The following is a 21,944-nucleotide window of genomic DNA, read 5'->3' as shown; positions in this document are numbered from 1 at the left end:
AAACGTTTCGATTGTTTACCGAAACGTTTCGGATCAACAGTAAGGCATTCCTTTCCCCGGAGATGTCTGACATGGAACCCACTTTTCACCGCCTGACCAGCCAGCATGGCGATCTGGTACTTCGCACCGAATCGTTTGCAGAAATTGTTTACTTTGGCCCTCACCTTCAGCACTTTACTGCCCAGGACTGCCTCAGTCTGGGACGCCCGGTCGCCAACGGTCGGCTGGATATTGATACGCCGATAACCCTGGCGGCCGAGCTGGGCGGTGGTCTGTTCAGTTCTCCGGGCATTGAAGGACACCGCAACGGGCTGGATGCCTCACCGATATTTACTACCTGTCAGGTTGAGCAGCACGGTCAAACGCTGGTGGTTACCAGTGAGGATAGGGAAGCCGGGCTGCGTTTAACCAGTGAAATCCAGCTTGCCGATAGTGGCGTAGTGCAAATCCGTCATGGTCTGAGCAATCTGCGGGCGGTTGCCTGGCAGGTGGATCGTCTGGCGGTAACGCTGCCCGTTGCAGAGCGTGCACGTGATGTAATGGCGTTTCATGGTCGCTGGACGCGGGAGTTCCAGCCGCATCGTATCGCGCTGGAACACGATAGCTTTGTGATTGAAAACCGTCGCGGGCGCACCTCGCATGAACATTTCCCGGCGTTGATTACCGGCACCAGCGGCTTTAGCGAGCAGCAGGGTGAAGTGTGGGGCGTGCATCTGGGCTGGAGCGGCAACCATCGCCTGCGCTGCGAAGTTAAGAGTGATGGACGTCGTTATCTGCAGGCTGAGGCTCTCTATTTGTCAGGGGAAATGGCGCTGGCAGAAGGGGAAACGCTGTGGACGCCATGGCTGTATGCCAGTTATTCCGCAACCGGTCTGAACGGTATGAGTCAGCAGTTTCACCGTTTCCTGCGTGATGAGGTTATCCGTTTTCCGGATAACAAAGCGCGTCCGGTACATCTGAATACCTGGGAAGGTATCTATTTTAACCATAATCCGCATTACATCATGCAGATGGCAAGCCGTGCGGCGGAGCTGGGCGTGGAGCGGTTTATTATTGATGACGGTTGGTTCAGGGGACGCGATCACGACCGCGCCGCGCTCGGCGACTGGTATCTCGATGAGACGAAATACCCGGATGGACTGGCACCGGTAATCAGCCATGTAAAATCACTCGGCATGGAATTCGGTATCTGGGTTGAGCCGGAGATGATCAATCCCGACTCTGATTTGTACCGCGCTCATCCGGACTGGGTGTTAAAACTACCGGGTTATCAGCAGGCAACCGGGCGTTACCAGTGGGTACTCGATTTAAGCAATCCGCAGGTTTACGCCTTTCTGCTGGATCGCATGACGTGGCTGCTGGGTGAACATGCTATCGATTACGTGAAATGGGATATGAACCGTGAACTGGTGCAGGCTGGTCACAACGGTAAAGCGGCCGCCGATGCCCAGACACGCCACTACTATCGCCTGCTGGATGAGTTAAATCAGCGCTATCCGCATATTGAATTTGAATCCTGCGCTTCGGGCGGCGGCCGTATTGATTACGAGGTGCTGAAGCGCTGCCACCGTTTCTGGGCATCCGACAACAATGATGCACTGGAACGCAATACCATCCAGCGTGGTATGAGCTATTTCTTCCCGCCTGAAGTGATGGGCGCACATATTGGCAACCGCTACTGCCATGCCACTTTCCGTCAGCACAGCATCGAATTTCGTGGCCTGACTGCGTTATTCGGCCATCTGGGTATCGAGCTGGATCCCATTAAAGCTGATGCCGATGAAAGCGCTGGTTATCAGCGCTATGTTCAGCTTTACAAACAATGGCGGCCATTACTGCATACCGGCAATCTGTGGCGGGTAGATATGCCGGATGCCGCCACTCAGGTGCAGGGAGTGGTGAGTTGCGATAAAGCGACCGGCCTGTTTCTGGTCAGTCAGCTGGCGATGCCGGATTACACTCTGGCGGGCAATTTACGCTTCCCGGGTCTCGATCCTGCAGCGCGTTATCAAGTGAGCCTGATAGATCACCCGAATATTCGGGTGGTCAGCGAGGGAGGGCACACCATGCGCCAGCTGCCGGCATGGATGAGCAGCGCGATGACCCTGAGTGGTGAGTGGCTGGCGCAGGCGGGCCTGGCCCTGCCGGTTCTCGACCCGGAAAGTGCAATTTTATTAAGTGTTAAACGGATTTGCTGACTGGCGGCGGGGCCGTCGACACGGCCCCACAGAATAGTATCTTTGAGGATAACGATAATGAGCACGCCTTCCTGTGGCCATAAAAACAACCCTAATTTCTGGATATTTGGCTTATTCTTCTTTTTCTACTTTTTTATTATGGCCACCTGTTTTCCCTTTCTGCCTATCTGGCTGTCGGACATTATTGGTTTAACTAAAACCGCTACCGGTATTGTATTTTCCTGTATTTCCCTGTGTGCTATTTTGTTTCAGCCGGTGCTGGGGGTTATTTCTGATAAACTAGGTCTGAAGAAAAACCTGCTGTGGGTTATTTCGGTTTTGCTATTTTTATTCGCACCGTTTTTCCTCTATGTCTTTGCGCCATTATTAAAAAGCAGCATCTGGGTGGGTGCGCTAAGTGGCGGGATCTATATTGGCTTTGTTTTCTCCGCCGGGTCGGCTGCGATCGAAGCCTATATTGAACGTGTCAGCCGCAATACGGCTTTTGAATATGGTAAAGCGCGTATGTTTGGCTGCCTGGGCTGGGGATTATGTGCTTCAACCGCCGGGATGCTGTTTAACGTTAACCCGGCATTTGTTTTCTGGATGGGATCTGGTGCGGCACTGATTATGATGGTATTGCTGCTGGTGGCGCGTCCGCAGAGCAACCAGACGGCACAAGTGCTGGATGCTCTGGGCGCCAATCAAAAGCAGATTTCAGCGAAAATGGCCTTAGCGTTATTTAAGATGCCAAAGATGTGGGCGTTTATACTGTATGTGATTGGTGTGGCCTGTGTGTATGACGTATTCGATCAGCAATTCGCCACTTTCTTTAAGTCCTTCTTCGCCACGCCGCAGCAGGGTACGGAAGCGTTTGGTTTCGCCACTACCGCCGGGGAACTCTGCAATGCGATTATTATGTTTTGCTCGCCATGGATAATTAACCGTATTGGCGCAAAAAACACGCTATTAATCGCTGGTGCAATTATGACCACGCGTATTGTCGGTTCCGCATTTGCCACTACGGTATACGAAGTGGTGGCGCTGAAAATGCTACACGCTCTTGAGGTGCCGTTCCTGCTGGTGGGGGCGTTTAAGTATATTACCGCGGTATTTGATATCCGTTTCTCCGCGACTATTTACCTGATTGGTTTCCAGTTTGCCAAACAGACTGGCGCTATTTTCCTCTCCGTGTTTGCCGGCAATATGTATGACAAAGTCGGCTTCCAGGATACTTATATTATTCTCGGCGGTATCGTATTAATTGTAACGCTGGTGTCGGCGTTTACGTTGTCGCAGCGTAAATCAGGGATCGCACAGAGCGGGATGGCACAGACGGCAAGGTAGCTGGTATCAGGGATGCGGTGCCGGAATCGGTAAAAAATATAAACAGACAGACCCCAGCTGATTAATCAGCATGGGGTCAAATTTTATGCCAGACAGCATCAAACAATGAGCATGGAGAAAAAGCAGCAACGGATAAATTTTTATTTATAATTGTCGTATTAATGATTTCATAAAAAATAAATACCAAGTTAATAATATGAAATTAGAATGCTATCTTTGGATAATAATACTTCTTATGGTGATTACATTAATATCAGAGCAACTGCGTATTTCAGAAACTTGCCATCTCATAATAACCCCCGCTGGGGTACACTGCGCAGCGGGTGCTCTGGATCTTTTTGTCCCGGGCATGTTTAAGGGACAGGAAGAGAAAGGCCCCACCAGAAATAAATACTGATGAGGCCAACCCTTATGCAAGACAACATAAAGGTAGCCTTTTACCCGCTGAAATGCAATGGAAGAAGGAAGCCAAAGATGGCAATAAAACTGTTTTTCCTGAGTCTGATAGTTATATGCGTAACTTTTCTGGTTTTTACGTGGATAACTGAAGAGTCACTCTGTGAGCTGATTATTCGTCAGGGGGGAATAGAGCTGGTTGCCAGCCTGGCTTACGAATCCAGACGGTAAGGCGACCCAACGGCGGGGCCGGTCCCCGCCCGTTGGATGTTGTGGCATGATCCATGAGCGCCCTTCTGAGGTTATTTTATATGAAAGATAATATTATCAATAAATATAATAAACATGCTTATATTTTAGCCGACAGTTCACCGACGGTTTATCTGGGGTAAGTATTGCTGTAACAGGATACTCTGTTGTCATTATTATAAAATTGTACTGGCGCGATTTCATTCTTATTACATTATTATCTGACCGTCTTCATATCTAAGAAAGTTACGCTATCAGGAAAATATTTTTCAGGGTACGCTGCATAGCGGGTGCTCTGGATCTTTTTGTCCCGGGCATGTTTAAGGGACAGAAAGAGAAAGGCCCCACCTGCAATTAACACAAGTGAGGCCAACCCTTATGCCCAACAACATAATGGTAGCCTTTAGCCCGCTGGAAAGCAATGGAGGAAGGAAACCAGTGATGGTAGCAAAACTACTTTTACAGAGCCTGTTAATTATATGCGTGACTTTTTTATTGTTTACGTGGATAACAAAAGGCTCACTCTGTGAACTGGTTATTAAACAGGGAGGGAGAGTGGTGGTTGCCAGCCTGGCTTACGAATCCAGACGGTAAGGCAACCCAACGGCGGGGCCGGTCCCCGCCCGTTGGATGTTGTGGCATGATCCATGAGCGCCCTTCTTTTGAAACTGCTGCTGTTGATGGTGGTTGAGAAAATTGAGAAAATAGTGGCACTTTATTTGAATCTTTCAGCAAGCATTCCGGCATTACTACCCGGTATATAGCCACCTCTGGTGGTTTCTGAGCGGAGGTTGCGATATTTTGTATTGGTATTCCTTTATAAACGATATTTTAAAATGGGTTAATTTAGCTATTGTCGTTTTTGCGAATATGCAATATATGTAATATTTCATCAGATGGAATCAGACTTTTTAATTCACATGGAGTGTTTCTATGGCAGCAAAATGTTACTTCAAACTGAATGGGCGCCATATGTCAGAAATGGTATGTAATGGGTTCGGCACAGTGTTTGCCTTCTCAGGGAACCGGGAGGATCGTAATCAACCCACCTCCACGGCGATACCTTTTGATGGACCCTTACCACAAGGGGAATATTTTATTGTTGATCGTGAAAGCGGTGGCAGACTGAGCAGAATACGGGATTTTATGCAGGATACCCTGGCCGGAACCTATCGCGCCGGATGGTTTGCACTTTATCGTAATGACAGTGTGATTGATGACTATACGTTTATTAATGGCGTCAGGCGTGGACATTTTCGGCTGCATCCGGTCGGCCGCTTTGGTGTGAGTGAAGGCTGCATTACGCTGCCAAATGTTATGCAATATTACCACCTGTGGCAGTATCTGAAATCGCAGCAAATGGAGAGAGTTCCCGGATCGTCGTTATACCATTACGGGCGAGTGCAGGTCAGATGATAAAGAAAATTATTGCCGCGCTGATACTGACATTTCCGGTTTATGCTTTTGTAGGTGGTAGTGAACTGGTGACTTACTGGTTCACTTTCGGCAATGGCTGGCAGTTGTTATCACCATTGTTGAATCTGCTGCAAAAGCTGGGGTTCAGTGGTCAGGGGTGGATGATATATGTAGTGATGCTGGTCATCAGTTTTATGCTGTCCCTGGTCGCTGTTTTTTCCCTGTCTGCTTATCTCTCCAGGCGACGTTCATAGGCTGAGAGGGCATACGGGGAGGTTGATATCCCTTACCAGAAGAGTGCTGTCAGGGCTAAAAGCGTTACCCATGTGGCCGGTTTAAAAACCGACGGGAGCCATTAATGACCCCCGTGCTAAAACCAAACACCGCTACTGCCACCCTATTAGGGGGCCTTAATCAACCGGATTAGGGATAAGGTAATACGTCATCGACTTTGATAATTTTCCAGCCGTCATGCTCCAGCTTTAGAAAAAGGACAATATCTGTTTTATCTTGTTTCCCGAAGCTAGCCGTCACCAGGGTAATACCATTACTCAGGGCAAGAGCTGGGTGGATTACCATCAGCTTAGATGTGCGATCCTCCTGATGACGAAGTTTACGTATCACCTGTAGCTACCCTGTGTATATATCCGCACGCTTTGGACTATATTGAGCTGGAAAATGGGTGGATCAGTAAAGTTGAGCCAGCTTTTTATCCCAGACGGGCGATACGCGATCTGGCCTCGTCAAGATGATGGCGTAATGCCTCAAGGCATGGGACGAAATTGGCGGAGAAACGCTCGCAACTGCTAGCTATAACAAAGAAGCTCTCAGCCAAGCCCAGCGCTTCCTGCCAGATATTCCTGCTAATTACTTCCGGTAGTGATGCCGGTCGAAGCTCGTTCACGATTGCGCCACCCGTTCTGGGAGCGAACCCCATCGGCAGAATGTCGTAGGCCGGTGCAAGGTGATACGGGCGACCGTGGCTGCTGATGAACGACAAGTTCCCGTGGTGCATGTCGGTATTGCCAATTAGCATCCCAAATGCCCAAAGCCGGGCGGTAGCAGCTGCGGCATCAGGATGGACATGCCCTTCCTTAACAAGGCTGTTAACCAGAACAGGCCAGGGGGCACTGGCATTGCCGACAAACTCTGCATCAAGTGCCCGCAGTGAGAAGACGCCAATACGACCCAGCAGGCCAACGCGGTCGAATCGGGGGATCTCGAGGAAGCGCTGACTACCAAAATCATATACCTCAGTTTCCACACCAAGCACCCTCAGTGCCAAGTGCTCGGCCAGCAGAAGGTCGCGCCAGCGTTCGCTAACCGGATTATCGTCTGGGGCCGAGAATTTCACTAAGACGTGACCGCGTTCTGTATAGGTGCAAAATTTCGGCTGCTCACCCCCAGCAGATGACCCTGGTGCTTCACCGGCTCCGGCCGCTAACGCCAACGCGGGGTACGCTGCGGCGGGTTCAACTGGGGTGGGTTCCGGCATCTCAAGGAAGCGCTCTCGTGCTTGTTCCCCTATCAGCAGGTTACCGATAGCATCATGACCATGTGCAAGCAACGCCCTAACGACATCCGGGTCAGCCCATTGCTCTGGATTCGCCGGCAGGCCGAGATCAGCCGCATACGTTGATGCGTAGGCTCGTCCGAGATACCCTTGTGGTCGCATGTCAAACAGCCACCACGGCAGCCCGTCGCTATGGAGACTTACGTTGTTGCTCTGCACCATGACAAATCCCTCAGGATGAACCGGAATGAGCTTGCCAAGGGAAGTTACGCGTCCTTCATCAGTGATGCGGTAAATGGGTGCAGAGCTGAATCCGCGATAAACATCGCGTAGAGCGTATTGAATAGATGGACCAGCCCCGATTCGAACAATGTCATCGCCAATATCTCTCAATGCACGGGACAGCGTTGGCTGGCTAATGCTCATTATATCAATGAGTTGCCGCGCTTGCATCGGGCCCTGGCTGAGCAGCCGGCGTATCGTGTCAGAGCGAGTAGGCATAATGTTGAATCGCTTTTTGAATTGATTTGTGAATAGATATATGAATACATATCTTATCACTTAATTTACAACCAGTCACCCCGGAGGGAATAGCCCCAACACCTTGGTCGAAGTCTATCGTGATGTGATTAGTGCAAACCGGGTAATTAAATTGAGCCTGACCTGCTCCCCGTTGATTAACACCCAAATGTTAGTAATGTCTTCATAAGCAACCTAAGGCTAATACAAAGCGTTACCCATGTGGCAGGTTTAAAAACCGACGGGAGCCATTAATGACTCCCGTGCTAAAACCAAACACCGCTACTGCCACCCTATTAGGGGGCCTTAATCAACCTGATTAGGGATAAGGTAATACGTCATCGACTTTGATAATTTTCCAGCCGCCATGCTCCAGCTTTAGAAAAAGGACAATATCTGTTTTATCTTGTTTCCCGAAGCTAGCCGTAACCAGAGTAATACCATTACTCAGGGCAAGAGCTGGGTGGATGATGGTGGTCGTTTTCCACTCGTCAGGATCGTAATCCTGTACTTTGGTGAAATAAGCCACGTCACCTGGCAGACTTCCTCGTTTTATATCGGCCCGAACCCGGTCAGTGGTTGATTTTGCGACATATTTATAGATTTCATCACTCATCTCTGCCGGATTATTGCCTTTATCCGCCGTGATATACCAGTCATAAAACTGTCGCACAAAATCTTCAGGTTTTTGCAGGGCTGCGTTGGCCCGAGCAGGGAGGGATAAGGCAACAAGGATGAGAAATCCCGGCAACAGAAACTTAAAGCGCATCTTTTTACCTCACGGGTAGCGGTAAAATATATAGGGTGGCTTTTGGCTACGCCAGGACTGGCCTGGATAGAATCCGTGATACTGACGGAAGTCGGAGATCCATATCCCGCCGTCATACATTGCCATATGTCCGTGGGGATGTCCGGGTATTGGCTGGATTACAGCAACGTCACCAGGTTGCAAAAAACTTGAGTCCGCAATTTCCGTGAAACCCGCGGTTTTAAGTTGAGCGCCATAGTCTTTTGCACTGTGAGTATGGTGTACCGTAATACCACCGGCTTCGATTGCTTCTCGCACATATTTTGCACACTGACCAGTACTGCCGGTATGTGCATGATTCCGAAGGTGTTCAACAGCCTTATTCTTATCCCACATTAGATATCCTTATCTACGTTTTATAACAAGAAATAGTTAAGTCGTTGTTTATACTTTAAATACTTTTGGCAAAATCCGGAAAATAGCGGGGCTTGTATCTTTTTTGAATGGTGGCCCCTGCTGGACTTGAACCAGCGACCAAGCGATTATGAGTTCCTACCGGAACAACCGAAAATCAATAGTTTGCGTTATTTATCATTGACATAGATTGCCATTGTTTGCCAATGATTACCCATTATTCGCCATTTCTACCGCCAATTTATCGCCACTGCTACTCATTATTTTCAATCTTAGTTAGCTTGCTTATATGCAAGATTTCTCCCAGCAGGAGATAGCAGTTTAGGAAAAGTGACTTTGCTTCTTCGACTGAAACATCAGCATGTACTCCTGTTGAAACTCTGCCATAAAGATTGGCAAGATTTTGGCGAATTTTATCCCTTCTGGATTTACTTTCAACTCTCTGATGTACAAACGCATTCAGGCGGTTGAGGTGCTTTGAAGCATCGAGGGATAAATTGTTTCCTCCAATCTCATAAGTTTCATCTGAGGGAGGAAAGATTGTATCAGCGAAACTATCTATGATTCGTCTTACTGTTGTAAGTGCTTGGCTTACTGACTCATCTTCTTCTTCAGCTAATCTGTTAACAACGGAAGGTATTTGTTGTAGAACATCACCACAAATTCCTGAAATTAAATTATCAACATCTTTTTTGTAATTTTCAAAAATTGACTCTGCCAGATAATCGAGTTCTTTTTCATAATAAATTTCGGACGTGAACGTATGCAAAATCCCTAAAACCCGACTTCTAATCCCGGTAAGTTTTGATATCATTCCGGAGATTGTTGCTCTAGTATTTAAATGATTGGTAAGCACCGTATTGGCAAACTCGATACCGCTAACATTTGGTGTCGTCATAGATTCCAATTCGGTGGTTTTGGCCATAATCAACGAGTCAATTTGAGCAATTGGGCTCCAATAACCTTCTTCTTTCTCTCTATTGGTCCATCTTCCTGTAAGTCCCATGTATCTAAGGGACAAATCAACATCTGAATAGTAGCCTCTCATTTCGTAGCCAAGCCAATTTTGAAACTCCTCACTTCCACATAGTCTCGCTAAACGAGATGCTTTTAATATTAATTGTTCAACTTTTAAGCGTGACAGTTCAATATCATCTAATAATTCTTTCGCTAATTCGAGCTCATGCTCAGAACGTACTAAAGGCATTTTTTATTCCTCCTGAATTCTATATATATGCGAGCGGATTTAATTTTACTGCATCTTCTAAATGGTCAGGGGCAAAGTGCGCATATCGCATTGTCATTTTTATGTCGGTATGGCCGAGTACGCGCTGCAATACCAAAATATTACCACCATTCATCATAAAGTGGCTGGCGAAGGTGTGGCGCAAAACGTGGGTAAGCTGCCCTGCCGGTAGTTCGATGCCTGTTCTTTCCAGAGCTGACCGGAACGCGCCATAGCAATCACTAAACAACCGGCCTTTTTTATCATTAGGCAGAGACTCATAGAGCTCTTTGCTGATTGGGACGGTGCGGTTTTTTCTGCCTTTCGTGTTGGTGTATGTGATTTTGTATTTCGCGAGCTGGCTTTTTCTCAGGCTCTCGGCCTCAGACCACCGTGCGCCAGTGGCGAGACAGATTCTTACCACGGTTTCTAAATCAGGGTGGTCATGCCGATTACACTCTCCGAGCAGTTGCGAAATTTGGTCGTGAGTTAGCCAGGCCATTTCCATTTCTTCTGTGCGGAATGGGCGCATATTTTTCAGTGGGTTTTCACCCTTCCATTCTCCGAGGCGGTTTAGCTCATTGAACACTGCCCGGAAGTAGGCAAGCTCAAGATTAAGCGTGCGAGGTGATACCTCTTTCACTCTGTTTGAACGGGCATGCTCACCTTTTAACCGTTTTTCTCGGTAGCGGGAAAACATCTGCGCATCGAAATCGCGTGCGAGTGGTTCGCCCATACACTCAAAAGCATGGTGCATGGCTAACTGGCGTTTCAAGCCGTCTTTCAGTGTAATGCCATGAGCGCTATACCATGAATCAACCAGCTCTTTTAACGTGCGCCTGTCTTCCTTTTCTTCCTGCCACGGGTTTTGAACGGTGTACTGTTCAAACGCCAGAGCCTCGCCCTTAGTAGCGAATTTCTTTCTGATGCGTTTGCCTTTTGCACCGTTTGGGTAAAGCTCACAAATCCAACCGCCAGCCGGATTTTTACGGACAGTCATCAATTAACCTCGCTGTAAACACCCACTACACGGCCAATCGTTTTTATCTCATCAATCCCACACTCAAACGGTACTTTGCCGCCTGCCACATGTAACTTTTTGCCAGGCAAAACAGTTAACTCGCGGATACTTTTTGCCCCCTCAATATCTACAAGCCATGAGCCATCGGAGAGCGAAGCATCAAGCTCAAGAAAGTGAATTACGTTGTCTGACCGTAGGCATTGTGGGCTAAGGGGAGCTCGGCTAAAAAGTGACTTTGAAATTCTTATTTCTGACTCATCAACCAGTTTTCCTTCACTTAATGTGAATGATTTGATGGTCAGTTCCTCAGATGTGCAAGAGGGCGATGCTTTGTCGTTTGCGAATTTATCCCCTTTTCCGGTAAGCAACCATTCAATATTGGCACCAGTTTCAAGAGCGCAATGGACGATAAAGTCATAAGAGATACTGCCCCGCGTGTAGCGGTTCTGCAGGGAGCTGGCAGCGATATTGAAGTGCCGAGCGAGCTGTATTTTTTGGGCGTAACCGTAAACATCACAAATCCTGTCTAAGACATGTTCGTTACTGATTCCTGAATCGATTTGCATAAAATTCGCATCCACGTATTGACTGTTGCGGCTTTTGCGCATTAGTATGCGGCTAAACCTAAGGTGATTAATGGCAAACGTTGGCAAACTGATGACCATTAATTGTAAGTATTGGCAAATAGGGAATCATGCAATATGGCTTCTGAAATCGCAATCATCAAAGTGCCTGCACCTATCGTTACTCTGCAACAATTCGCAGAGCTTGAGGGTGTTTCTGAACGCACCGCTTACCGCTGGACAACCGGCGACAACCCTTGTGTACCAATCGAACCCCGCACCATCCGTAAAGGCTGTAAGAAAGCAGGTGGCCCGATTCGTATTTATTACGCACGCTGGAAAGAAGAACAGTTGCGTAAGGCGTTGGGTCATTCCCGTTTTCAACTCGTCATCGGCGCTTGATTCACTTTATGTGAATTGTAAGGATGCAACATGTTTGATTTTCAGGTTTCCAAACATCCCCACTATGACGAAGCATGCCGCGCTTTTGCGCAGCGTCACAACATGGCGAAGCTGGCCGAGCGTGCGGGTATGAATGTTCAGACGTTACGTAACAAGCTCAACCCGGAACAGCCTCACCAGTTCACGCCGCCTGAATTGTGGCTACTAACTGACCTTACCGAAGACTCAACCCTCGTTGATGGTTTTCTGGCGCAGATTCATTGCCTGCCATGTGTACCGGTTAATGAGCTGGCTAAAGACAAATTGCAGTCTTATGTCATGCGCGCAATGCGTGAACTCGGCGAGCTGGCGAGCGGTGCGGTATCTGATGAACGCCTGACCTCTGCCCGTAAGCACAACATGATTGAAAGCGTTAATGCTGGCATTCGCATGTTGTCGTTGTCGGCGCTGGCGTTGCATGCGCGTCTGCAGACTAATCCCGCTATGTCGAGCGTGGTCGATACCATGAGCGGTATTGGCGCATCCTTCGGGCTGATTTGAGGTGCGTATGCTGAAAAGTGAACCGTCATTCGCGTCTCTGCTCGTTAAACAAAGCCCCGGCATGCACTACGGCCACGGCTGGATCGCAGGTAAGGACGGCAAGCGTTGGCACCCGAGCCGCTCACAGGCTGATTTACTTGCTGGCCTCTCTACTCAAAAGCAGGGGGAATCATGGCTATCGAAGCTGTTTCCGCAACTGTTCCGCTAAAAGCGGGTGAACGTCTGGCCGGTCTCAATCATGTGGCTGAACTGCGCGCGAGATATTGGGGCGATAGCTGGAAAGAGGTTGAGCGATTTGTCGATGATATGCGCGATAAACGTGACCCACAATTTGAAGAAAATAATCGGGCGCTGGCCGCTATTTTCTTTCTGGCAAAAATCCCGGCGGCTCGTCATGAGCTCGAATTAAGTGAGCTGACTACTGACGAGAAAAAGGCGCTTATTACAGCGATGAATCATTTTCGTGCAGTGGTGAGTTTATTTCCCAAACGGCTAACCATGCCGAATTAATCCAAACAGAAATTTAATGGCGTAAACCCGCCGGGCTTCTTATTGCCCGAAATCAGGAGAATCAATTATGCGTAATACCGTAACCCGTAGTTTTAACACTGATAGCGATGCGCTGGCCGTATTGCTGACCGATGCCAAAAAAGAAGAACGTAAAGACCGCGCACTCGCTGTTTCAATCCGTCTTGAGGCACTGGCGATTCATATCACCAAAGAGGGGATGAGCGGCACCGAAGCCGCTGAACTGCTGCGCCGTGAAGCCACCCGATTTGAGAACGAATCACAGGAGCTGCACTAATGAAAACCAGCCACTTAAAGCCTAACCAGCGGGTAATCATTACTCGCAAAGACGGCTCTCGGCCACCTCGCCTTGGTACCTTTTTACGCCGCGATGGGCGTATGGCTGTCTTTTATATCGATGATTTCGTCGGCATGCGCGGAGAAGACGACAAGGGAATAACCACCATTTCAATTAACAGCAAAGACTTTGAAGTAACTGCGGAGGAGAAGCGCTAATGGCCGACGCAATGGATTTAGCACAACAGCGTGAGCAGGAAGACCGCGAGCGCCATATCAACACCGCACGCAGCCGCATCGCTGCTCCCTCTCGTTTCCTCTGTGAAGAATGCGACGCACCAATCCCGGAAGCTCGCCGTATTGCGATACCGGGCGTGCAGTGCTGCGTAACTTGCCAGGAAATTTTAGAGCTTAAAGGTAAACACTATAACGGAGGTGCTGTATGAGCATTATCAATACGAAAATTAGTCAACGTGCCAAACGTTGGCTTGATGATGGGCGCTTATTTATTGATACCGAAACGACTGGATTGGGTGATGATGCGGAAATCGTTGAAATCTGCATTATAGATAAAAATGGTTTCATTATGCTGAATACGCTAATTAAACCGACTAAACCTATTCCCGATGAGGCTATAGCAATTCATGGCATTACAAATGAAATGGTTGCTCATGCACCAACTTGGAAAGATGTACACGGTGCAGTAGCTGACCTTTTCTTTAATTACGGGTTCGTTATTTATAATGCTGATTATGATATTCGCCTGATACGTCAAACAGCGGAATTAAATGGATTAGGGACGGACGGACTATCTTCGTTTATGGATGAGTATTCCCTGTGCGCCATGAAATTATATGCAGAGTATCGTGGCGAGCCGGGAAAATATCACGGTTATAAGTGGCATAAATTAGTTGATGCCGCTGCGCATGAAGGGGTTGTGGTCGAAGGGCAGGCACACCGTGCTTTAGCAGATTGTAAAATGACAGTTGGTGTCATCAAAGCTTTAGCACAAGGCGGTGCAGTATGACTATGAACCGCATAACCGATGAAAGTTTAAACCAGCTTATCGCGATTGAAAGTCTGGCTAATGATAATGCTCACGACGAGCGACGTATTGTCGACCAGATATATCACGCAGGTATAGTGGCCGCGCTGGAAGAACTTCGGGAGCGCAGAGAGGCATCTGTTAAAGCTGGCTCGGTTATTAATAATAAAATGTTTGCACCAGCAAAAGGCCCCAAAATTCCACCAATGGCAAATAAGGTCTTTACGGTAGCCGTTGATTTGGCTATTTCTGAATTTATCCCAACCGAAATGACCGGAAAGATTGCTTTAACTCAACACGGTATTAAACCGGCCAATTATAAGCAATGGGTCAAAGGCTGGAATGCTTGTCGCTCCGCTATTAAAAAAGGCGGTAAAGCATGAGCATTCGTATCGAAATAGGTGACAAATGGGTTATTACCAGCGACCAATATCAATTCATTCTGAATGAAAAGAAAGTCGTTAAGTCCGGTAAAAAAGCTGGTGAGGAATGGCTCGACACTATCGGCTATTATCCGAAGATTAACCAGCTTATTTCCGGCCTGATACACCATCATATTCATGGGTCGGATATTACCGCCATTGACGCTATGGCGGCAGAAATTGAGCGGGTAGGGCAACTATGCATTGCATCCATTGAAGGGGCTAGCGCTGATGCATAGCTCTACGGTTGCTTATGCTTATCCGTGGAATACTCCACGGTCGGCAATAGCCAGCCCATACCTTACCTATGACCAACAGTATCGCCGCGACCGTATGTTCGCGGCTTTGCTGCATGCGAGAAAGGTGCTTTCTCTCCAGCCTGAGTGCGTGCGTTTTGATGTTTATCGTACCGCTGCGGTGCTGGAGCAAAATCAGGGCAGTCAACGAGCTAATGCCTTTTTAATCAGCTTCTGTAAAAAGGCATTGCCGCGTCTTGAACTGGTCGCAAAAAAATACGAGTGCGCGGGTATCAACAGCAATGTATCAGCCGCTGTTTTTGGTGGTCATTTTGATACCCAGCTTATGCAATATCTGGCGTCACGTATGGTCAATATGGTCGCCAGATTTAACCGCCTCCCTGATATGTCGCGCGCCGATATCGACCTTTTGGCCGCTGATATCGCTAATTTCATTCGTGCTGAACTGGCCGACATTGATGACACCGGATTTAGCGAGCTTAAAACGCTGTACACGTGGTACATGCGCGCCGGTATTATTGCCCTGCAATTCAACGTTAACCCGCCGCATTGGGAGCGTGTGACAAAGAAATATGTCGGTGAGGATGAAATCGCCCCTGCTATCACCCGCATGTTTAATGAGGTTTGGTGGCGTGGCCGCTTGCGACGCATTGCGGCTGCATGGCGCGAACACCTGCAAATCGCAGTCGGCAATGTCAGCAAAAAACGACACGCATACGCGAGTAAAAACTGCGTGAACGACTGGCGCGAGCAGAAGCGCCGCACGCGTGAATTTCTCAAGGGGCTGGATCTCGAAGACGAAGACGGCAACCGCATCAGCCTGATTGAAAAATATGATGGCTCGGTCGCCAATCCTGCGATACGTCGCTGCGAGCTGATGACCCGCATCCGTGGGTTTGAAAATATCTGCAATGACCTCGGATACGTCGGGGAGTTTTACACCCTGACAGCACCGTCTAAATATCACGCCACGACCAAAGCGGGATATCGTAACAGCAAATGGAACGGAGCCAGCCCGTCGGATACGCAAGGTTATCTCACCGGCCTTTGGGCGCGTATTCGCGCCAAGCTACACCGGGAAGAAATCCGCATTTTTGGCATACGTGTTGCCGAGCCTCATCACGACGGAACGCCGCATTGGCACATGCTTATGTTCATGTTACCGGAAGACGTCGAGCGCGTGCGCCTCATCATTCGCGATTATGCGTGGGAGGAAGACCGTCACGAACTGAGAAGCGATAAAGCCAAAAAGGCGCGCTTTCATGCCGAGGCCATTGACCCGGAAAAGGGCAGCGCTACCGGCTATGTCGCTAAATACATTTCCAAAAACATCGACGGCTATGCTCTTGATGGTGAAACCGATGACGAAAGCGGTGAGCTGCTGAAAGAGACAGCCCCCGCCGTTTCTGCATGGGCGGCACGCTGGCACATCCGTCAGTTTCAGTTTATCGGCGGTGCGCCAGTGACGGTCTACCGTGAGTTGCGCCGTCTCGCTGACACCGAGACCGCACATGGTCTGAGCGTTGAGTTTGCCGCCGTCCATGATGCCGCCGACGCTGGTGACTGGGCTGGTTACGTTAATGCGCAGGGTGGGCCGTTTGTCCGTCGCGATGATTTGCAGGTGCGCACACTGTATGAACCGCGCGCCGAGTTTAATCAGTATGGCGAGGAAACCGTCTGCATCCGTGGCGTCTACGACTCTGTTGTCGGCGCTGGCACCCCGATTTTAACCCGGTTAACGCAGTGGAAAATTGTGCCGAAGCGTGCCGTTGATTTGGCCGTTGATGTTAAGGGCGCTTCTGCGCCCTCTCGGAGTTCTGTCAATAACTGTACGGGAAGCGAAAGCGATCCACCGATACTCGATTTATCAAAAAAACTAAGTCGGCGTGAAAGGAGAGAGTTGACGAAGCGACTCAGGAAGCAAAAGCCAGCTACACGGAGAAGATTTAACCACGGAACGGTTGAGCAAAATACCACGATAGAGAAAGCTATCGACGAGATACATCTGACGACCGGCATAATCATCAGCCGGGGCGAAGCCCTGCACCTGATGGCGGGTGGTAAAAGTTGCATTAATGGTAAATGGCTGCGAGGAACCTCTCGCGGTGAAATATTTGCGGCTGCACCATCACATCAGGCAAAAGCTAGGAAAGTCCTCAATCGTGCTGCGACTTTAGCAGAAATGGCAAAGAATAAGTAACCGTTAATACTCATCCATATCATGTACATACAGTGAATTTCTTCATGATTATTTTCTTCACACCTTTTGTTATTACGTGATACTGTATGTTTATACAGTATCTCATGGTGGAGGTTATGTGGATAGAGAGTTAAGCGAGCACGTTATGATTGAGCGGGTCGAAATGATTGCGCGTCTGACGGCGGAAGGTACTTGCCAGGAAAGAGATCGTGAAATTGCGTTGAATTTGATTGCGGAGATAGCAAGAGGCAATCTAATGAAAAATAACAATTTTTCTGTTGTTTTTTCCGCAGCGCCTGTTGATGAACCTTTTGCAACAGAGGGCAAAGTGAAAGTAAACATCACGTTAGATAAAGACCAAAAAATAGGCCAGCCAGTTATTGATGCCTTTCAATGCGAATTGACCCGACGGATACAGTCTGTTTTCCCGTCAACGCGCGTTACCGTTAAAAAGGGCTCCATGACTGGCGTCGAATTGATGGGGTTCGATAAAGATTCAGACCGCGAAGCGCTGGATAGTATTCTTCAAGAAGTTTGGGAAGATGAGAGTTGGCGTTAGCTTCTGAAAAATGAGCAAATCTTGACTCCATGTTTGATAGCATGGGGTTGTTTTTTTATGGGATTACACACAAAGGAAAATCATGGATATGCTGCATATTAATAATGTTGATGTTAGAAAGCATCTTGAGATTTTTGAGCAAAAGCGAACGCCGGACAACGGCAGAATTAGTTTAATGTATGAGAATGCCATACATTATGATATGTATTCCGTTTATATCAAAGATGATGATGGTAAAGAATATCTATTTGATAGATATATTGACGGAGTGATAAAAGCAAAAGAATGGGATGTTCAACGTAATATCTTTAATATTGATGTTGATCTTAAGCCAGAGCAGCTTAATGCTAATTCTTTTTCTGGTATTTTTTATTATCATGCACATGAATTTAAATTTAATTCACTAGATGAATTGGGCTGTTTTAAAGTATGGAAACTCAAAAGATTTGCTAATAGTGAAAACAAAAAACTTAGCCGTGAGAAATTTTTATATCGTCAACGCAAGCAAGAGATTACTGATGCGATGACTGTCTTAACTTCAGTTGTCAGGATTTATAGAGAACAGCAAGGCGAAAGACCATTCAGCGAGATTCTTATAATGAATGATGTTGCGGGTAGGTTATGGATCTATCATGATGATCCGTCAAGGCTACAAAAAGAGCTTCGTTTATGCCTTGATTCACTTGTAGAAAATGGTGACCTTTTAAAGTTTCAGCAGGGGTATAAACCTAGCGGAAAATCGGTCAATACCTTAGCTAATTTCAACAAAACCGAACAACGTTATAAAGAGAATATAAGCAGCCAGCGAAGTATGTTTTGGGCTACTTTATTTGCTGCTGTCGGTGGTTTGGGAAGTATGGTTGCCGCTTTTATAGGAGTAATGAAGTAACGAGTGTATTCGTCGTTAGATTATCCGTCTGAGTGCCGAATTTCTGTTTTTATAGCTGTGCATGCATCAGGTGCATTGTTTTGCATGCGTCATGCTTGTACGCTCAAACCGTGCGCCGCCAGTGCTGGCGCGGATCCAGCGTGGTCATGCAACCGCATTCAAACCGACCCATAAAGCGGGCAGGCGTGGCGGGGAAAGCATTGCGCGCCAGCGGTGGTGCGTAATAATAAAAATTATCGTCTGAGCGCGTCGTGATGGCGCTGTCGTGATTGTTGTCGGCTCATTGGTGGTCTGGTGTGGTCGTGCGCGCGTGGCGCGTATGAGGCGTGATGATGGCGGGGTATGAGAAAGCCGCCTTGCTGGCGGCTTGAGGTGGATTATTCCGGGTTGTCGAGGGTGTACTCTTTGAACCTGATGACCTCCATGCCGAGCCAGTCGTTTACCTCTCTGAACCTGTCCTGCAGGGGCGATAGCTCGTTTCGCACGAACACCTTTGCCACCTTCTCAACGTCACCGAGTGAGCCGATATTCTCGGGCTTACCGCCCATAAGCTGGAACGGTACGCGGTGCGCGTCCATCAGGTCGGCGGCGCTGGCTTTCTTGATGTTGAAAAAGTCATCCTTTGTGGCGACCTCGCTCAGTGGCACGATTTTAATGCCGTCCGGTTTTCCGCCGGGGGCGTAGAAAAACAGGTTCTTAAAGTTGCCGAGCCCTTTCGAGTTGCGCATCGCCTCGCGCAGCGATTCGACGTCGGTCGCGCTCTGCGCCGGGTCGGTCACATACATGATGTAACCCGCGTGCGCGCCGTTCTGATAATACTTGCGGCGGAATAGCGTCGCGGATTCATTCAGCCAGGCGGAATTAAGCGCGCTGAGATATTCGGGCAGGCCGTAAATCTCCTGGTTAATGTCGGGCTCCAGCAGGTGAAACACGCTATCAGGTGCGAACTCATGCGGTAGAGTGAAGTTTTCTACAAACCAGAAAATCGAATCGTCGACCCCGCGCCGGGTGTATTTGGCCGGTGAGGCCAGCAGCTTGATTAACTGGCCGGTGACGCTGTGGCGCTGCTCAAGAAAGGCGTTACCGAATACCAGATAGTCGAGCGCAAAGCGGCTGAAATCCTGACGGGACAACAGCGGGTGCGGAATGTAGGTGCTCGCGAGCACGTTGCGCTTAACGTAAATCGGTGAGCTGTGATGTACAGCAGAGCGCAGGCTCTTTGCCAGCCCGGAAAAGCTGACCGGCGGCTCGTACCATTTGCCGTTACTGATGCACTCGACGTAATCCAGAATATCGCGCTTATCGAGTACCGGCACCGGCTCGCCGAAGGTGAAAGCTGTTGTTTTTGGCGGTGCGCTGGCGGTCAGGTGTTGTGGCTTGCTGGCCTTCTGCGCAGCGGCTTTGCGGGATTTTTGTTTACCCATTTTAGTTGAACTCCAGAATAGATTTAGGCTGCATGCCGCTACCGGCGGAAAGCGGTTCGTTTAACAGGGCGTGCATGGTCGCCCATGCGATATCGGCGTGACTGGCTTCCTCGGTGCGGCTGGCCTCGTAGGTGGTGCTGCGCCCGCTGCTGGTCATGGTTTTGCGGATGGACATAAACGACTGCGTGACGTCGGTCGCCCCGGCGTCATACTCCAGACAGCCACGGCGAATGGTGTCTTTTGCCTTGAGTACCATCGCGGTTTTCATCTCAGGCGTGTAACGGATGCCGCGTGCCGCCGGGTAGAATGAGCGCACCAACTGGAATACGCCGAGGCCGAGGCCGGTTGCGTCAATGCCGATGTATTCGACGTTGTATTTCTCGGTAAGCCCACGGATGCCCTCTGCCTGAGCGGCAAAGTCCATGCCTTTCCACTGGTGGCGCTCCAGCATGCGGAACTTGCCACCCGAGACCACCGGCGGCGCGAGCACAACACACCCGGCGCTGTCGCCGGTGTGTGACGGGTCGTAGCCAATCCAGACAGGGCGCGAGCCGAACGGATGGTCGGCGAACGGGGCAAAGTCCTCCCATTCTTCCATCACGTCGACCATGCAGCGCTGCAGCTCCTCGAACGGGAATACCGACGCTTTATCGTCGACAAACTCGCACATAAACAGATTCTTAAAGTCCTCATCGCTGTTTTCGCGTTTGAGCTGGTCGAGGTCGAACAGGGTACAGCCACCGGCAAGGGCGTCCTCAATGGTGACAATCTGCCGCCACTGGCCATCGTCGCAGAGCTGGCCACTGGCGAGGGCGTTATGACTGATGTCGATTTCGATGCGGTCGGCAATCCGGCTGCGCCCCTTGTTGAACAGCTCGCCAGACCAGAAGGGGTAAGCGCCGTGCGCCAGCGTGGAAGGTGTTGAAAAGTAGGTTGAGCGCAGGTGCTTCTGCGAGGCCATGCCCGACGCGACTTTGCGCAGCTTCTGAAAATTCGGGATCCAGAATATTTCATCGACATACAGGTCGCCGTTATGGCTCTGCGCCGTGTTGGAATTGGTACCGAGAAAAATCAGCTTTGCGCCGTTGTTGCCGATGACAATCGGGTCGCCGGTCAGGTCGACGTCGACCAGTCGCGCAAACTGGATGATGTATTCGCGGAACACGTAAGCCTGCGTTTTACTGGCCGACAGAAAAATTTGGTTGTGGCCGGTCTTGAGCGCGCGCAGCAGCGCCTCGCGGGAGAAATAGAACGTCGCGCCAATCTGGCGGGATTTGAGAATGTCGCGAATACGGTGCGCCAGTCCTGCGCGGTACCACTGCAACTGGTACTCGAAAGACTGGTCGAAAAATAATTCCTCCAGTTTTTCGATAGCCTCGTCGCTGAAAAAGTTCTTTTTCGGCTTCTTACGCTCGCCCTTGTTGCGGTTGGCGACATTGGGGTTAAGGTCGACCTCGTTGCCGGTCTGGCTGTAGCGGTTAACGCGCGCCAGTCGCTCAATCTGCCGCCCGAGCAGGTCAATCTCTTTGAAGTCGCCGCCTGACTTTTGCGGCTTGGCGATGAGCTGAATCAGCCTGGCCTCAAGGCTGCTTTCGACGCGGGAAATCGGTGCGATGCCGTCCCAGCCGTCGCGCTGCTTCCAGCTCTGCACGGTCGGGCGCTTGACCTGCAGCATTTCGGCAATCTGTGGCACGGAAAAACCCTGCCAGTAAAGCAGCGATGCCTGCCGTCGCGGGTCATGCAACAAGGTTGTATCTATGGAAATGGTCATTGATGCCTCGCCGTAGTGGATTCAGGGCAAGGCTACTTAATGG

Annotated in this window: 28 protein-coding genes; 19 read left to right on the top strand and 9 right to left on the bottom strand. The window is 49.3% G+C overall.

Annotation, left to right across the window (positions count from 1 at the left end):
- Nucleotides 1-71 precede the first annotated feature (71 nt).
- The 6 genes from JWF83_RS01645 to JWF83_RS01620 all read left to right on the top strand — a co-directional run bounded on the left by JWF83_RS01645 (nucleotide 72) and on the right by JWF83_RS01620 (nucleotide 5,839).
- Nucleotides 72-2,198: an alpha-galactosidase gene (locus JWF83_RS01645; protein WP_413648153.1), complete on the top strand. Its 2,127-nt coding sequence runs from the start codon at nucleotides 72-74 to the stop codon at nucleotides 2,196-2,198.
- Nucleotides 2,199-2,255: 57 nt separating this feature from the next.
- Nucleotides 2,256-3,524 carry an MFS transporter gene (locus JWF83_RS01640; RefSeq protein WP_413648152.1) on the top strand — a complete coding sequence of 423 codons (1,269 nt, stop codon included), beginning with the start codon at nucleotides 2,256-2,258 and terminating at the stop codon, nucleotides 3,522-3,524.
- Between the two features lie 396 nt (nucleotides 3,525-3,920).
- Nucleotides 3,921-4,151 carry a Hok/Gef family protein gene (locus JWF83_RS01635; RefSeq protein WP_413648150.1) on the top strand — a complete coding sequence of 77 codons (231 nt, stop codon included), beginning with the start codon at nucleotides 3,921-3,923 and terminating at the stop codon, nucleotides 4,149-4,151.
- Nucleotides 4,152-4,547: 396 nt separating this feature from the next.
- Nucleotides 4,548-4,763 carry a Hok/Gef family protein gene (locus tag JWF83_RS01630; RefSeq protein WP_413648149.1) on the top strand — a complete coding sequence of 72 codons (216 nt, stop codon included), beginning with the start codon at nucleotides 4,548-4,550 and terminating at the stop codon, nucleotides 4,761-4,763.
- Between the two features lie 339 nt (nucleotides 4,764-5,102).
- Complete coding sequence (locus JWF83_RS01625) at nucleotides 5,103-5,585, top strand: DUF2778 domain-containing protein (RefSeq protein ID WP_413648148.1); 483 nt, start codon at nucleotides 5,103-5,105, stop codon at nucleotides 5,583-5,585.
- Entirely contained in the window at nucleotides 5,582-5,839 is a 258-nt protein-coding gene (locus JWF83_RS01620; protein WP_413648146.1) for a hypothetical protein, read from the top strand. The genes JWF83_RS01625 and JWF83_RS01620 overlap by 4 nt, the downstream gene beginning before the upstream one ends.
- A gap of 169 nt (nucleotides 5,840-6,008) precedes the next feature.
- Here the strand turns inward: JWF83_RS01620 and JWF83_RS01615 are convergent, their stop codons facing one another.
- The 7 genes from JWF83_RS01615 to JWF83_RS01585 form a co-directional block, all read right to left on the bottom strand.
- Nucleotides 6,009-6,209 carry a hypothetical protein gene (locus JWF83_RS01615; protein ID WP_413648145.1) on the bottom strand — a complete coding sequence of 67 codons (201 nt, stop codon included), beginning with the start codon at nucleotides 6,207-6,209 and terminating at the stop codon, nucleotides 6,009-6,011.
- Nucleotides 6,210-6,294: 85 nt separating this feature from the next.
- Nucleotides 6,295-7,599: a type II toxin-antitoxin system HipA family toxin YjjJ gene (gene yjjJ, locus JWF83_RS01610; RefSeq protein WP_413648144.1), complete on the bottom strand. Its 1,305-nt coding sequence runs from the start codon at nucleotides 7,597-7,599 to the stop codon at nucleotides 6,295-6,297.
- A gap of 337 nt (nucleotides 7,600-7,936) precedes the next feature.
- Complete coding sequence (locus JWF83_RS01605; RefSeq protein WP_413648142.1) at nucleotides 7,937-8,386, bottom strand: DUF3828 domain-containing protein; 450 nt, start codon at nucleotides 8,384-8,386, stop codon at nucleotides 7,937-7,939.
- Between the two features lie 9 nt (nucleotides 8,387-8,395).
- Nucleotides 8,396-8,761: a hypothetical protein gene (locus JWF83_RS01600; RefSeq protein WP_413648140.1), complete on the bottom strand. Its 366-nt coding sequence runs from the start codon at nucleotides 8,759-8,761 to the stop codon at nucleotides 8,396-8,398.
- A gap of 271 nt (nucleotides 8,762-9,032) precedes the next feature.
- Nucleotides 9,033-9,986, bottom strand: a complete 954-nt coding sequence (locus JWF83_RS01595) for a hypothetical protein (protein ID WP_413648139.1) — start codon at nucleotides 9,984-9,986, stop codon at nucleotides 9,033-9,035.
- Nucleotides 9,987-10,005: 19 nt separating this feature from the next.
- A complete protein-coding gene (locus JWF83_RS01590; RefSeq protein WP_413648138.1) occupies nucleotides 10,006-11,004 on the bottom strand; it encodes a tyrosine-type recombinase/integrase in 999 nt (332 codons plus the stop codon).
- Nucleotides 11,004-11,591, bottom strand: coding sequence for a phage repressor protein CI (locus tag JWF83_RS01585; protein WP_413648136.1), 588 nt, complete (start codon nucleotides 11,589-11,591; stop codon nucleotides 11,004-11,006). The genes JWF83_RS01590 and JWF83_RS01585 overlap by 1 nt, the downstream gene beginning before the upstream one ends.
- Before the next feature lie 135 nt (nucleotides 11,592-11,726).
- Between JWF83_RS01585 and JWF83_RS01580 the strand changes: the two genes are divergently transcribed.
- The 13 genes from JWF83_RS01580 to JWF83_RS01520 all read left to right on the top strand — a co-directional run bounded on the left by JWF83_RS01580 (nucleotide 11,727) and on the right by JWF83_RS01520 (nucleotide 18,706).
- Nucleotides 11,727-11,990, top strand: a complete 264-nt coding sequence (locus tag JWF83_RS01580; RefSeq protein WP_001630878.1) for a hypothetical protein — start codon at nucleotides 11,727-11,729, stop codon at nucleotides 11,988-11,990.
- Between the two features lie 30 nt (nucleotides 11,991-12,020).
- On the top strand, nucleotides 12,021-12,530 hold the full coding sequence (locus tag JWF83_RS01575; protein WP_020316738.1) for a phage regulatory CII family protein: 510 nt from the start codon (nucleotides 12,021-12,023) through the stop codon (nucleotides 12,528-12,530).
- A 7-nt stretch (nucleotides 12,531-12,537) separates the two neighbouring features.
- Nucleotides 12,538-12,738: a phage filamentation protein Fil family protein gene (locus tag JWF83_RS01570; protein ID WP_040151250.1), complete on the top strand. Its 201-nt coding sequence runs from the start codon at nucleotides 12,538-12,540 to the stop codon at nucleotides 12,736-12,738.
- Nucleotides 12,702-13,040: a DUF5347 domain-containing protein gene (locus tag JWF83_RS01565; RefSeq protein ID WP_000963463.1), complete on the top strand. Its 339-nt coding sequence runs from the start codon at nucleotides 12,702-12,704 to the stop codon at nucleotides 13,038-13,040. The genes JWF83_RS01570 and JWF83_RS01565 overlap by 37 nt, the downstream gene beginning before the upstream one ends.
- 67 nt (nucleotides 13,041-13,107) lie before the next feature.
- Nucleotides 13,108-13,335: a DUF2732 domain-containing protein gene (locus tag JWF83_RS01560; RefSeq protein ID WP_023333493.1), complete on the top strand. Its 228-nt coding sequence runs from the start codon at nucleotides 13,108-13,110 to the stop codon at nucleotides 13,333-13,335.
- A complete protein-coding gene (locus JWF83_RS01555) occupies nucleotides 13,335-13,553 on the top strand; it encodes a hypothetical protein (protein ID WP_257247621.1) in 219 nt (72 codons plus the stop codon). Before JWF83_RS01560 ends, JWF83_RS01555 begins: the two co-directional genes overlap by 1 nt.
- A complete protein-coding gene (locus JWF83_RS01550; protein ID WP_413648134.1) occupies nucleotides 13,553-13,780 on the top strand; it encodes a TraR/DksA family transcriptional regulator in 228 nt (75 codons plus the stop codon). The genes JWF83_RS01555 and JWF83_RS01550 overlap by 1 nt, the downstream gene beginning before the upstream one ends.
- Entirely contained in the window at nucleotides 13,777-14,361 is a 585-nt protein-coding gene (locus JWF83_RS01545) for a 3'-5' exonuclease (protein WP_413648132.1), read from the top strand. The genes JWF83_RS01550 and JWF83_RS01545 overlap by 4 nt, the downstream gene beginning before the upstream one ends.
- Complete coding sequence (locus tag JWF83_RS01540) at nucleotides 14,358-14,762, top strand: hypothetical protein (RefSeq protein WP_413648131.1); 405 nt, start codon at nucleotides 14,358-14,360, stop codon at nucleotides 14,760-14,762. Before JWF83_RS01545 ends, JWF83_RS01540 begins: the two co-directional genes overlap by 4 nt.
- Nucleotides 14,759-15,040, top strand: coding sequence for a DUF5405 family protein (locus tag JWF83_RS01535; protein WP_413648130.1), 282 nt, complete (start codon nucleotides 14,759-14,761; stop codon nucleotides 15,038-15,040). Before JWF83_RS01540 ends, JWF83_RS01535 begins: the two co-directional genes overlap by 4 nt.
- Nucleotides 15,033-17,258: a replication endonuclease gene (locus JWF83_RS01530; protein ID WP_413648129.1), complete on the top strand. Its 2,226-nt coding sequence runs from the start codon at nucleotides 15,033-15,035 to the stop codon at nucleotides 17,256-17,258. The genes JWF83_RS01535 and JWF83_RS01530 overlap by 8 nt, the downstream gene beginning before the upstream one ends.
- Before the next feature lie 118 nt (nucleotides 17,259-17,376).
- The gene (locus JWF83_RS01525) at nucleotides 17,377-17,817 is read left to right on the top strand and encodes a DinI family protein (RefSeq protein ID WP_413648127.1); all 441 of its coding nucleotides are present in this window, start codon (nucleotides 17,377-17,379) and stop codon (nucleotides 17,815-17,817) included.
- An 88-nt stretch (nucleotides 17,818-17,905) separates the two neighbouring features.
- Entirely contained in the window at nucleotides 17,906-18,706 is an 801-nt protein-coding gene (locus JWF83_RS01520; RefSeq protein ID WP_413648434.1) for a hypothetical protein, read from the top strand.
- 377 nt (nucleotides 18,707-19,083) lie between these two features.
- On the opposite strand, the gene JWF83_RS01515 is transcribed toward JWF83_RS01520, so the two are convergent.
- Nucleotides 19,084-20,130: a phage portal protein gene (locus tag JWF83_RS01515; RefSeq protein WP_413648126.1), complete on the bottom strand. Its 1,047-nt coding sequence runs from the start codon at nucleotides 20,128-20,130 to the stop codon at nucleotides 19,084-19,086.
- A gap of 1 nt (nucleotide 20,131) precedes the next feature.
- Entirely contained in the window at nucleotides 20,132-21,901 is a 1,770-nt protein-coding gene (locus tag JWF83_RS01510) for a terminase ATPase subunit family protein (protein WP_413648125.1), read from the bottom strand.
- Nucleotides 21,902-21,944: the final 43 nt, after the last annotated feature.

Origin of the sequence: Pantoea sp. B65, assembly GCF_047308185.1 — a bacterium.
Taxonomy (GTDB): Bacteria; Pseudomonadota; Gammaproteobacteria; order Enterobacterales; family Enterobacteriaceae; genus Erwinia.
Note: the sequence above shows the minus strand (reverse complement) of the source record. Positions and strands in the feature narration are given on the sequence as shown.